This window comes from Microcoleus sp. S28C3, from assembly GCF_036700785.1.
In the GTDB taxonomy this organism is placed as follows: domain Bacteria; phylum Cyanobacteriota; class Cyanobacteriia; order Cyanobacteriales; family Microcoleaceae; genus Microcoleus; species Microcoleus asticus.
Window position 1 is genome coordinate 13491 of record NZ_JAUBPO010000030.1, and the last position, 13244, is coordinate 26734.

General features: G+C 45.6%; 7 protein-coding genes and 1 pseudogene. 7 read left to right on the top strand and 1 reads right to left on the bottom strand.

The genetic code is table 11. The features are described from left to right. Positions 1-5: 5 nt before the first annotated feature. The 7 genes and pseudogenes from pstA (at position 6) to QUA13_RS11395 (ending at position 12151) form a co-directional block, all read left to right on the top strand. Positions 6-902, top strand: coding sequence for a phosphate ABC transporter permease PstA (gene pstA / locus QUA13_RS11365; RefSeq protein ID WP_333185612.1), 897 nt, complete (start codon positions 6-8; stop codon positions 900-902). A 37-nt stretch (positions 903-939) separates the two neighbouring features. Next, positions 940-1746, top strand: coding sequence for a phosphate ABC transporter ATP-binding protein PstB (gene pstB, locus QUA13_RS11370; protein ID WP_172193335.1), 807 nt, complete (start codon positions 940-942; stop codon positions 1744-1746). 354 nt (positions 1747-2100) lie between these two features. Further along, a pseudogene (locus QUA13_RS11375) lies at positions 2101-3218 on the top strand (IS4 family transposase). A 202-nt stretch (positions 3219-3420) separates the two neighbouring features. After that, positions 3421-3645 (top strand): hypothetical protein, encoded by a 225-nt coding sequence (locus QUA13_RS11380; protein WP_333198436.1) that lies wholly within the window; start codon positions 3421-3423, stop codon positions 3643-3645. Positions 3646-4145: 500 nt separating this feature from the next. Further along, positions 4146-4487: a phosphatase PAP2 family protein gene (locus QUA13_RS11385; RefSeq protein ID WP_333198509.1), complete on the top strand. Its 342-nt coding sequence runs from the start codon at positions 4146-4148 to the stop codon at positions 4485-4487. Between the two features lie 183 nt (positions 4488-4670). Beyond that, positions 4671-6107, top strand: a complete 1437-nt coding sequence (locus tag QUA13_RS11390) for a hypothetical protein (RefSeq protein ID WP_333198438.1) — start codon at positions 4671-4673, stop codon at positions 6105-6107. A gap of 548 nt (positions 6108-6655) precedes the next feature. Then, the gene (locus QUA13_RS11395; RefSeq protein WP_333198440.1) at positions 6656-12151 is read left to right on the top strand and encodes a response regulator; all 5496 of its coding nucleotides are present in this window, start codon (positions 6656-6658) and stop codon (positions 12149-12151) included. A gap of 107 nt (positions 12152-12258) precedes the next feature. Here QUA13_RS11395 and QUA13_RS11400 read toward each other — a convergent pair whose 3' ends face one another. Continuing rightward, positions 12259-12966, bottom strand: coding sequence for an ABC transporter ATP-binding protein (locus QUA13_RS11400; protein ID WP_333198442.1), 708 nt, complete (start codon positions 12964-12966; stop codon positions 12259-12261). Between the last annotated feature and the right edge of the window lie 278 nt (positions 12967-13244).

A 13244-nucleotide genomic window follows, 5' to 3' on the forward strand; every position in this document is an offset into this window, starting at 1 on the left:
TTGCTATGGTTAAATCAACTCCAACAAACAATTCCGTCAACACTGCCGAATTTACCGACAATATAGAACGCCGAGAAGCGATCGGTAAAGTCTTTGAGTATCTATTCTTAATTGGGTTACTCATCGGTTTATTTGTCCTCGCCTTACTGGTTCTTAATATCCTTCATGATGGACTTGGCAGATTGCTAACACCGGGGTTTCTCACGGAAACGCCTTCCCGTTTTGCCGAACGCGGAGGTATCCGTCCAGCCATTATTGGGAGTTTCTTTCTGGGACTAATCGTCCTTCTGGTTGCGGTTCCCATTGGGGTAGGGGCTGCTTTGTATCTAGAGGAATACGCCCCTAAAAAGTGGTGGACTGCGCTGATTGAGATTAATATCGGGAATTTAGCGGGGATTCCTTCTATTGTCTATGGCTTACTGGGTTTAGGGGTCTTTAACTATTTACTAGGGTTTGGGCCTACCTTGATTTCGGGGGCATTAACCCTTGCCCTATTGTCTTTACCCGTCATTATCGTCACAGCGAGGGAGGCGATTCGGGCTGTTCCCGACTCCCTGAGAAATGCTTCCTATGGACTGGGAACTACCAAATGGCAAACCATTCAACACCATGTCTTACCCTATGCCATTCCGGGAATTCTTACGGGGGTGATTATTTCTGTCTCCCGCGCCATGGGGGATGCTGCTTCTTTGGTGGTCGTGGGTGCTGTCAGTTTCCTCACGTTTAATCCGGGTTTATTCCAACGATTTATGGCGTTACCCATTCAAATTTTCAGCTATATCACTCGTCCTGAACCGGGGTTTGCCAGTGCAGCCGCAGCGACGATTATTGTGCTGATTATCTTGATTTTGGCGCTTAATGCCGTCGCTATCTATCTGCGCCAACGCTATTCCAGCCATTAATTAACTTGAGTTGTCAAGATTAAGGAGACCATTTCAGATGACTAACAGTAATACCAAACTCAACACGGACGATAGCGTGTTTGATGCAGAAGGCGTAAAGGTTTATTACAATGGCTTTTTAGCCCTTGTCGATGTCCATATCAAAATTCCCCGTCAAAAAATTGTGGCTTTTATCGGTCCTTCAGGCTGTGGCAAAAGTACCTTATTGCGTTGCTTCAATCGCATGAATGATTTAATCCCTGGTGCCAAGGTGGAAGGGAAACTCATTTATCGCAACCGCAATATTTACGATCCGCAAGTGAATTCCGTCAAATTGCGGCGACAGGTGGGAATGGTGTTTCAAAGACCGAATCCGTTTCCCAAGAGCATTTATGAAAATATTGCCTATGCCCCCAGAACCAACGGTTATCAAGGAAATCTGGATGAATTAGTGGAATCTTCTCTGAAACAAGCTGCTATCTGGAATGAGGTCAAGGATAAACTGCAAGATAAAGGAACGGCGTTATCCGGGGGACAACAACAGAGGCTTTGTATTGCCCGCGCGATCGCTATGAAGCCCGATGTCTTGTTAATGGATGAACCTTGCTCTGCTCTCGATCCCATTTCTACCCGACAGGTTGAAGAACTGTGCTTAGAACTTAAGGAAAGATACACAATTATTACGGTGACTCACAATATGCAACAAGCGTCAAGAATCGCGGATTGGACGGCATTTTTCAATACAGAAACGGACGATCAAGGCAAACGACGCGGCAAATTGGTGGAGTTTGGTCCCACTGAACAAATTTTCCGTTCTCCCCAAACCAAAGAAGCCGAAGAGTACATCAGTGGACGCTTTGGTTAAACGCAAGTGTCAGATTTAGGCGTTACGCATTGTCAGCAATGACATTACGTTGGTCATAAGCATTAGGTTAAAAAAACAATTTATTCCTAAAATTAACCCTATAGGTTCATATTCCGCTCGGCAGTTAGCCTTAACTCTTGCCTACAGAGTTTTAGTTCATGGCGAAATTGAGGCTTATTTCAATAGGGTTCAGTTAACGCTCAAACCGTGGTAAACTAGGTATTGTATCCAAAAAGGGAGAGCAAGTTAGCGTGCATCTCAAATAATTCTCATTAGTATCTTCCAAAATCCCAAGCACGGAGATATTCAAAGCAATAGAAATGGCGAGTCGGACTACTGCAATCTTTCCAGGCGATTACTAAAACGAAGGTTGAAGAGAAACGTCATCGTGCCTTACCATTACAACTGGTAGTGTGTCTGGTAATTGCCATGAGTCTGTGGTCGAAAGATTCAATGCGGGATGTACTAAAAAATTTGATTGATGGTCTTAATGAAGGGTGGAGAAAACTTGGTAAATATTGGCGATTTCCATGTGTATTTCGGCAATTACTCAAGCCAGACAAAGATTAGGAGCAGGCCTGATGAGACAGTTGTTTCATTCTGCAAGTGCGACCAATGGTGACAGTTGAAACACTAGGAGCTTTTATCAACGAACTTAGAGTCGTAGTGATAGACGGAACCTGCTTAGATCTCCCCGATCGTGATGAAAATGCCAGAGTTTTTGGTCGGGAAAGGAAGTCGCCCCGCTACAAAAGTAGCATTCCTTTGCATCTAGATTAATCATTTTAGTAGAGGCAGCAACACATTTAATATTTGATGCCTTAATGTGTCCATATAAAATGGGAGAAAGAGTAAGATCGTTAAAGTTTTGGAGATCGGTAACGCCGGGAATGCTATTGATGTGGGATAGAGGCTTACATTCTTATGCGATAGTAGAAGCTACAGTCAGTAAAGGTTGTGAGTATTTGGGGCGAATTCCCTGCAACGTTAAATTCTTAAACGAAATACAATTAGATGATGATTCGTATGTGAGTTGGATTTACCCCTGATAGCAAATTAAGGAAAAAAGGATTTAAGCCCATACAGGTAAGAGTAATTGAGTACACAATTGAGAATTACGATCGCCCAGAAGCAAAAATTAGATATCGTTTAATTACCAGCTTGTTGGACGCTGAAAAATTTACTGCCCAGTTACTTGCCTGTGAATATCATCAACGTTGGGAAGTCGAGAATACGATTGATGAACTCAAAGTACATTTATTAGGACGAAAAACTCATATTCGTTCTCACAGAGCATTCATAAGTTGTGCAAGAAATTTATGGTTTACTACTAGGACACGCTTGCTGTAAGGTCGTTAATTTTTCAAGCTGCAAGCAAGGCAAGCATTTCACCCTTGCGTCTTTATTTTACTGGAACATTACGAGTTGTTCGTCGCGCGCTCCCAAAATTTCAGGGGTTACAACCACAATAAATTCTCTTTTTTTGAGTTTGTTAACTTGGGAGATTCTGGATCAAAATATACCGGAAAGAGTCCAGAGAAACAACCCCATAGTCGTGAAAAAAACTGGCTCAAAATTTCGGTCTAAACAAGTTAAACACAGAGGTAGTGGAATCATAATGAATACTTCTGTATTGATTGTTTTAAGCACTGCATAGCCCTTAACTAAACCGTATTGGTTCACCTTGCGGTTTACGATGCGGCAAATGCGATCGCCAAAACTCAGAAAGTATACAAAGTTCCAGCACCAGCACCCGCCGGTACACCTGCTGAAGCAGCAGCAGCACATCGCGTGCTAGTAAATTTGTACCCAAAACAAACAGCAACTTTAGAAGCAGCAAAAACAGCTTTTTTGGCGACAATCGCTAAAGGAAAATCAAAAACAGATGGCGTACAATAGAGAGAGTTTGTAGTGAACAATATCTGAGAATGGCGAAAAGATGATGGTGCGACTGTCGAGGTGAAATATACTCCCGTTAATCAAACTGGTTATTGGCAGCCCATACCGCCGGGTTTGAAACCAGATTCTATGCCACACTGGAAAAATGTCAAACCTTTTGCCATGACTAAATATTCGCAGTTGTAAATAGCGAATATGCCGAGTTTGACGAGCGAAGAATATGCAGCATATCTCAACAAACTAAAATAATTAGGAGCAAAAAATAGTAAAATTCGCACACCCGATCAAAGTGCGATATCCAAATTTTGGCTGGACAGTGCAGGTACTGTCACTCCTCCCGGAAATTGGAATCAAATTGCTGCTGATATTGCTATTAGACGCGGCAATACTTCGAGCAAAACGTGGGTTTATTTGCAGTGTTGAATATTGCTCTCGCCGATGCCAGCATCATCGACGGCTACCAAAAATAAACGTTCAATCGGTGGCGACTAATTACAGGAATCCAGCAAGCAGATAAAAACGGCAATCCTCAGAAAGCAGCGGATGCAAATTCGACGCCGTTACTCAATACTACATTTTCCCCAGCTTATGTTTCGGGACATAGTACCTTTGGCGGTGCAGCAAATGTAGTTTTGACAGCTTTCTTCGGCGATAATGTTAGTTTTACCACCGTCGCCGATGCTTCGGTAAATTTGCAGCCTCGGGCTTTTAAAAGTATTACTGAGGCTGCGGAGGAAGCCGGGATGAGTCGCATTTACGGTGGTTCTCACTGGTTGTCGGACAATCGAGATGGGTTAACAGCGGGCAGGAATTTGGGCAAGTACGTTGTGGAGAAGTTTTAGTAACAGGAATTACGAAAAGTTTCTTAAGAAAATTGACTTTTGACTAATAACTAATAACTTAAGTCATCAGTCATTACCATCTAAAAATTAAAATCCAAAATCTAAAATCTAAAATCTAAAATCGTATGACTACCTGCTATATTTATAGGCGTGATGTAATCATTAGTCATTACTCCCGTGTTCTTGAAAATAACTGTTCGGAATTTTACGCTCGCCATTTTAATGGCCCTCAGCCTAGCGTTGTTCAGCGGAACGACAATTTTTTCTCAAAACATCGAAACAATTAAAATTTCAGCCAATGCTGCGGGTGTTAGCACTCGCTACATCGGTGCAGTCGAGGGCAATATCAATTTCGACATCAAAGATTTGCAAGATTTGGGAATTAATACCTACCGCATTTACGGCGGGATGTCCCGATGGGAACCCGAAGACGATGATGGTAAATACGGGTGGCCGGAAATATCCCAAATTAAGGCAAATCCCAATATAATTAATTGGGCGCATTGGGATAAGATTATGACCGATCCGCCCCAGGGTAGCGATTATTGGTGGTCGGGAAAACCTGGTATAGTTTGGCAAGGCAATGCCCGGACTATTTTTAATAGTCTCAAACAAGCAAATATTCGCCCGGTTGTGAGTATTCGGAATGTTGATAATAACTGGAAGCCGAGTTGGGCGCTGCAACTGAATCCGCCGCGCCCAAAAGAAGATTGGAACGAGTGGTGGGAACACGTTTTTGCTACGGTTTATTGGCTGAATGTTCGCAATGATTACGGCGTTGATGATTGGGAAATTCACAACGAACCGGACAATCGCGCTCAGGGTTGGGGCGGGACTATGGCTGACTATTTTGAGTTGGTTAAAGTGGCAAAAGATGCGATCGACTTTGTTTACAAAACTTATTTGCCCGATCGCACTTACCGCATCCACGGCCCGAAAACCGTAGGTGGCAGCAATTGGCCGGCTAGTGCTTTGCAGGAAATACCGAATTATTTCAATACAGTCAATGTCCACAACTACGATGCAGATATTTCTAACTACACCCGCAAAGTGCGCGGCTGGATGAACGGTACTGTCCGCGCTAACTCGCAGCTTTGGGTCGGAGAATGGGGAACTTACAACATTAGCTACGGCAATTTATCTTTAGCTTTAAATTTGATTAAGAATTTGATTCGAGGTTCCCAACCGGGGGATAATTATATTTACGGCAGTCACATATTCTGTTTGTACGACTGGGGCAAGCCCGCAGTGGTGGAAGGTTTGCTAGGGGACGAGGGAAAACGGCGTGCAGGCTACTATGCTTTGCGGATGGGAATTAGGGCTTTGCAGGGCGGGAAAGCTACCTTTTTTCCTATTCCTAACAGTTCGGATATAATGGCAGTTGCAACTCTCGATGCTAGCAAGAATGTTTACTTGCTTGTTGTCAACGATCGAGCCAAATCTTACACAGTAAATGCAGATATTTCGGCTCTGATAAAAGCCGGTAAGGGCACGGTGCGGGAGTTCAGTTCTAACAAAATGGATGAGGTTGTTGGTAGCTTAACGCTGAAGGGTGGCAATGCGAGTTTTGCGGTGGCGGGGAACAGCGCTATTCTCATCAAGTTCGATCGCCAGAATTGAAGCTCAAATCCTCGGGTCATAATTGGGATAAGATACAATTAGTTATGATCGGAATTATTTATTTTCTGCCTGTTTAGCCCTCGAACCCTCGAACCCTCAAACCCTAGAACCCCTAATTGCACAGTAGCAATACCTAAATCGTCATGTTGTGATTCCCCTCCTGTCGCTGGTAAATTGGTAGCGTGCAGGTATCTTGCCTCAAACAGAATCCGAGCAAGAGTTCCGTTGAGGGCGAGAAAGTAAGGTGCAATCTAGACAATCGCAGAAATTCTTGCTCGTAAACCCGCAGCAGTTACGCTAAGCGAGGAATTGCCCGCCAGCCTTCATGTCCGCCCTCTGGCAGATAGCATTGGTTCTGAAAGTCAGAACCGGCCAATTATCAGGAATTGGCACGGAATTAATTTTCAATGCCAAGATGCTGGAAGTAGGAGTGAGTCTAATCGTACAGAAACTTTGAGCGCGCTGGGAAATCTCGCGGGCAAAGCCTCTCAATCAACCTGCTGCTCGCGATCGGCTGTTTCCAACAAATATCACTTTTATGCCCCCTGATGTTTATTCCCTCCCTCAGTCAGGTCATCAACCGCAATCCCCTCACTGTCACCCCTGAGACGCCCGTAGAAAAGGCGATCGAGCTGATGAGCAGCACAGGAGCCAGTTACGTCCTCGTGGTAGAACCGCGCGGGAATTCTCAATTCGGAAATCCCACGAACGGGACTTCCCCACAATCGCGGGAACAGTTGGGTTTCTACAGCGGCGTACCGCGTGCGGTACAGGCAGGAGGCAACGGGCTGGGTCTCAACGGCTCAAAAGCTCCCTATGCGGGCGGCCAGACAGTGCTAGGGATTTTTACAACGCGAGATGTCGTACAGCTAAATTCGATCGGCGCTGCTTTGAGGGGATTTGCGATCGAGCAAATCATGATCAGAACCGTAACTGTAGCCCGAGAATCAGAAATTTCCGACTTTTTTGCCTTAGCAAATCTGCTGGAGAAAAATCATATCGGCCATTTGCCCATCGTCAGCGACACTGAAGAACTTGTCGGTATAATTAGCTCTCAAAGCTTGGTGCAAATGTTGCAGGGAATTGGGGAATCGACACAAAAAGCAATTAGCAGCGCTTCGCCACCTGCGGCTTTCGCGTTCCCTCCGCCGCTGCCAATTCAGCATCCGAAATTAGAGCTGCCCGCGAGTTTAATTAAACTTTATCAAATCCCTCAAATCGCAGCCTCGCGAATTATTCACGCTCCTGCTACTTCTTCGGTTCGCTATTTGGCGCAACTGATGTTCAGACACAATGTTAGCTATGTATTAATCACTGAAACCCCCGAACAACACTCGACTGGTGCTGCTCAAAATCCCAAATTTACAAATCCCAACATTCACAAACTGGTTGGCGTGGTAAGTTCGCGAGACATCGTGCACTTGCAGGCCCTGGGAAGAGACTCCAACAAAATTAAAGCGGGAGCGATTTGCAGCAGTTCGCCACCGCTGGTGCGATCGCACTCTACCCTCGAAGCAGCAGTCGCCCTGCTGCAAAAAAACTACTGCCAGTTGCCTTTATTAGTCCTCAACGAAAGCAATCACCCGATCGGGATTGTCAATCCTAAAACTATCCTTTTACAAGCGCTGGATTCAAAATCTCTTCATTCTGGCTTAATCGCTTTGCAGCGCCAGCTAGAATCTAGCAACGCTCAATACAAAAGACTCTCAGCAGAAATACAGGGGAGGGCAGCAAATAGCCACGTCGCGGCTGAAATTTCTCACAACAGTTTCGTAGAGCGCCCAAATCTCCCCCCTGCAGTCAACAATCAGGGGATCTGGGACTGGAATCTCGAAACAGATGAGTTTTTTTATTCGGCGCGGTGGCAAGAAATGCTGGGCTACCAAGAAGGGGAAATCTCGAATCGCCGATCGGAATGGTGGAGTCGCATCCACCGAGATGATATTGACTCCGTAAAGGCAGCTTTAGAAGAGCACTTCGCCCAAAAAACACCGGATTTTTCAGCAGAATATCGGATGTACTGTAAAGACGGCAGCACTCTCTGGGTGCTGAACCGGGGTCAAGTTTTGCGCGGCGCTACGGGCAAACCGCTGCGGGTAGTAGGAACTCATACAGATATTACTGCAAACAAGCAGTTAGAACTCACAAACCGCGCTCATAATCAGGAGCAATTCCAACTATTTGACTCTTTGAAAGCAACAGTAATTTTCCAGATAGATGCGGCAGGGGTTTGGACATTTCTCAACCGCGCTTGGACGGAAATTACGAGTTTTTCGGTTGCCGAAAGTTTGCAAACTAATTTTTTAGATTGGGTGCATCCAGATGAGCGCGCGCAATGTGCAAATTTATTGGAGTCTTTGCTGTCGGGCAAGTCGGAATTTGAACGACGAGAACTGCGATTTAAGTGCAAGTCGGAGGCGGGGAAAAACTACTTGGGAATTCACAGTAATTCGGGCTTTATTTCAGTAGAAATATTTGCCCAAGTCCGGCGGAATTCCCAAGGTGAAATAGCGGGAATTTTAGGGACTTTGCACGATGTCTGCAACCGCGTCGAAGGGGTTGAGGATCTGCGGGAAAGCGAGCGGGCAATTCGATCGCTCTACGAGGTAATGGTGAGTTCGGAAGGCTCTTTTGACGATCGAACGATCCGGTTGCTGGCAATGGGTTGCAGTCAGTTTGGGATGGATATCGGGCTGTTGGGCAGGGTTTTGGGCGATCGCTACGAAGTGATCGCGGCTTATGTACCGGAAGATTTTCCCTTTGGATTTGCTAAAGGAGACGGTTTTGCTTTGAGCAGAACCTTTGAGCGAGAGGTTTTGCGATCGAGCGAACCTATTTCTGTCGAATCAGCCGGCACTACTCCGTGGCGCAACCACCCCGCTTACAGCGTGCGCAAGTTGGAGGCTTTTGTGGGAACGAGGGTAATAGTGCAAGGGCGAATTTTTGGCACTTTGAGCTTTACTTCCCGCACCACTAAATCTCCTTTGAAACCGCTGAATTTTGAAATTTTAAAGTTGATGGGCAATTATATCGGCGCGGAAATTGCCCGCGAAGAGCGAGAGCGAACTTTGCAAGGTCAGTACCAGCGCGTTTTACTACTCAAACAAATTACTCAAAAAGTGCGATCGACTTTAGATACTCAAGAAATTTTTCAGACTACCGCCACCCAAATCGGTCGCGTATTTGGCGTCAATCGCTGTACAATTCACACCTATCTTTCCCAACCTTATCCGCACCTTCCTTGCGTCGCGGAATACTTAGAACCAGGTCACGAATCTGCTTTAGATTTAGAACTTTCTGTCACTTATAACCCCTACACAGAAAAACTCCTCGCTGAAGATATAGCCCTGGCATCTCCTGATGTGTTTGCCGATCCTTTGCTCGAATCTTCGGGGCCGATGTGCCGCCGCATCGGATTAAAATCTATGTTGGCGGTGCGCACTTCCTATCAAGGAGAACCGAATGGAATTATTACTTTGCACCAGTGCGATGCCACTCGCCAGTGGAATTCCGACGAAATTGAACTGTTAGAAGATGTTGCCGCTCAAGTGGGAATTACGTTAGCTCAAGCACAACTTTTAGAAACGGAAGTTCAGCGACAGCGACAGTTAGCAGAGCAAAATGAAGCTTTGGATCAAGCGCGACAAGCGGCGGAAGTTGCTAACAGAGCTAAGAGCGAATTTTTAGCGACTATGAGTCACGAAATCCGCACTCCGATGAATGCGGTAATCGGGATGACGGGTTTGTTGCTCGATATGGATCTAACTCCAGAACAGCGGGATTTTGTAGAGACAATTCGCACCAGCGGCGATGCTTTGCTGACTATTATTAACGATATCTTAGACTTTTCCAAGATTGAATCGGGAAAAATGGACTTGGAACGCAGCCCCTTCGATCTGCAAAACTGTATAGAAGAATCTCTGGAATTGCTGGCTCCGAGAGCATCAGAAAAAGGTTTAGAGCTGGCTTACTTTATTGACAGTTCTGTTCCGAAAAACATTTTAGGAGATGTCACTAGGCTGCGCCAAATCTTGGTAAATCTACTAGGAAATGCAGTTAAGTTTACAGAATCGGGAGAAATTGTCGTCTGCTGTACGGCTAGAAAAATTGAGCAGGTAGCTGCTAAGAGTTCGCCGGAAATAATCAATATTTTAGAGCCGCAACCGTTAGTAATTAACCAGAGACGGTTGGCAGATAGCAGACAATACGAGATTCAATTTGCTGTCCAAGATACGGGAATTGGCATTCCGCCAGACCGGATCGATCGCCTGTTTAAAGCTTTTTCGCAAGTGGATGCTTCGACAACGCGACATTACGGCGGGACGGGTTTGGGACTGGCTATCAGCCAGCGTTTGAGCGATCTGATGGGGGGTACAATGTGGGTTGTCAGCCAGGTTTGTCCGGGAAGTTCTAAGTCTCAATCGGCAGTTTCTGCGATCGGACAAAGTACCGCTGGCAGGTCGCCTGCAGAATTTACTTCCCCGCCGATATCGGGTTCGGGTTCGATTTTTTATTTCACGGTTATTGCTGAAGCTAATGAAATCCTGACTGAGGAAAAAAGGCCGGAATTTGCCGCTGGTAAGCACTTGTTAATTGTCGAGCATCATGCCATTAATCGGCAAGTTTTGAGCCGGCAGGCAGAGTCTTGGGGAATGATACCGGTAGCTGTAACTTCCGGTGCTGAGGCTTTGGAAATCATCAAACAAAACTCGGCGATCGATTTAGCTATTTTGGCGATGAATCTACCAGATATGGACGGTGTGGCTTTGGCTGTGCAGATTCGGAAATTTGAGCTGAGCAATTTGTCTGGCGGCGACGACCTAAATCCGAATGCCATCCAAGTTAAAAATCCTCGCAAAGTTGCGCTACCTTTGGTGCTGTTTACTTATTTAAGCAAGGCGGAAGTTTGGAAAAAACTTGAAACTACAGAAGTACATTTTTCGGCTTTTTTAACTAAGCCTCTAAAACAGTCACAGTTTTATAATGTGTTGCTGCAAGTTTTTGGATATGTTACCGGAAAAAGCAGCAGGGGAGAAGTTTCAAATGTGGTGACTTTGACTTCGGGATTGAAGTATTTTGAAAAATCTCAAGAACAGCACCGCGTGCAGCGGACGCCGGCTGTTTTGAGGCAGGTTGCTACCAATTCAGCGGGACAGGATGCAGCTAATTCTAGTCAGATTCGGATTTTGCTGGCCGAGGACAATGTGGTGAATCAAAAAGTCGCTACGCATTTGCTAGATAGGATAGGATATCGGGCTGATATTGCTGCTAATGGGTTGGAGGTTTTGGAGGCCCTGAAGCGGCAATCTTACGATGTTGTGCTGATGGATGTGCAGATGCCGAACATGGACGGGTTGGAAGCGACGCGCCGCATTTGTCAGGAATGGCCTGCTAACAAGAAGCCGAGAATTATTGCGATGACTGCTAATGCGATGCAGGGCGATCGCGAAAAGTGTCTGGAAGCAGGTATGGACGATTATATTACTAAGCCAGTGCGCCGGGAAGAGTTGGCGATCGCCTTGAGCAAGTGCTCACCTCTGCATCGGGATGAATTGGATGCCGTTACTGAGCCTAAAAATCAAGATATTTCCGATGGACTTGACAGTGATGCTGCTGGATATTCGAGCGTCAAACCGGGAGCAGATTCGCCGATTGATTTTCATGTTTTGCACAATCTCCGCGAGCTAGACGATGAGGAAGACCCGGATTTTTTGGGGGAGCTGATTAAGATATATTTGTTAGACGCACCGCAGCATTTAGAAACTATTAAGGAGGCTATTTTTCTCGGCGATGCTGATAGTTTGAAGCTGGCTTCTCACACGCTCAAGTCGAGCAGCGCCAATTTAGGAGCCGTGTCTTTTTCAGCAGTTTGCAGGGAGTTGGAGTATATGGGCCGCGTGGCGTCTGAGTCGGGAGGGGAACAGGTTTTTGATGTGAGTACGGCGCGCGATCGCCTGTTGGAAGCCCAAGTGGAGTGGGAAAAGGTGCGGGCGGCTTTTGAGACGGAATTGGAAACGGGGAAGTTGCGATCGCAAATGGGGTAATTTGTTATTTGTTATTTGTTATTTGTTGGTTGTTATTGGTTATTTGTCAGTTTCAATAACCAATGCCCCATGCCCCATGCCCCATGCCCCATGCCCCATGCCCATATTTAACTTTCGCCTAAATACGCTTTGCGAACAGTTTCATTTGACTGCAAATCGCTAGCAGTACCGGCGACTACAACCTGACCTGTTTGGATGACATAGCCGCGGTGGGCTACACTTAAAGCCATGCGGGCGTTTTGCTCCACCAGTAAAATAGTTGTTCCTTCAGCATTAATATCGCGGACGATCGCAAAAATTTGACTGACTAACATCGGTGCCAATCCCATACTCGGCTCGTCCAATAATAACAAGCGGGGCCGCGACATCAAAGCCCGGGCGATCGCCAACATTTGCTGTTCGCCGCCGCTGAGAGTTCCCCCTTTTTGATTAATTCTTTCTCGCAAACGGGGAAATAAATTTAATGCTTTTTCCATATCGGACTTGATACCGAGAGTATCGTTGCGGAGATAAGCACCCATCTCTAGGTTTTCTTGCACCGTCATTCGCGGAAAAATTAGCCTCCCTTCCGGACTTTGAGAAATCCCCAAACGGACGATCGCCTCTGTAGATAGTGTTTCTAAAGGCTTTCCCTCAAATAATACAGTGCCTTGGCGCGGGCGCAGCAGTCCTTGAATCGTGCGGAGAGTTGTTGTTTTCCCTGCCCCGTTGCTGCCGATTAATGTCACAACTTCTCCCTGCGAGACTGTTAGCGATACTCCTTTGAGAGCGTGGATATTTCCGTAGTAGGTGTGAATGTCTTTAATTTCCAACATAATTACTCTTTCTGCTTTGTGCTTTATTATATTATCCCGGCTAATTATAAATATTTATTGCATTTATTTAAAGTTAACCTTTTTTAGAGTAAGCAGTAATTTTACTTAGATCAACACCAGCCCTAGCTCCCATAGAATGTATTTTTAGTAGCTGTGGCGACCAACTTTACATAATTTTTACTTAAACACAAGCTTTCTTGACAGTAGCTTTACAAAAATCTCTAAGTAAATAGGTAGTATTAATAGGTAAGCGCAACCAACCGCTACAATTTACCAAT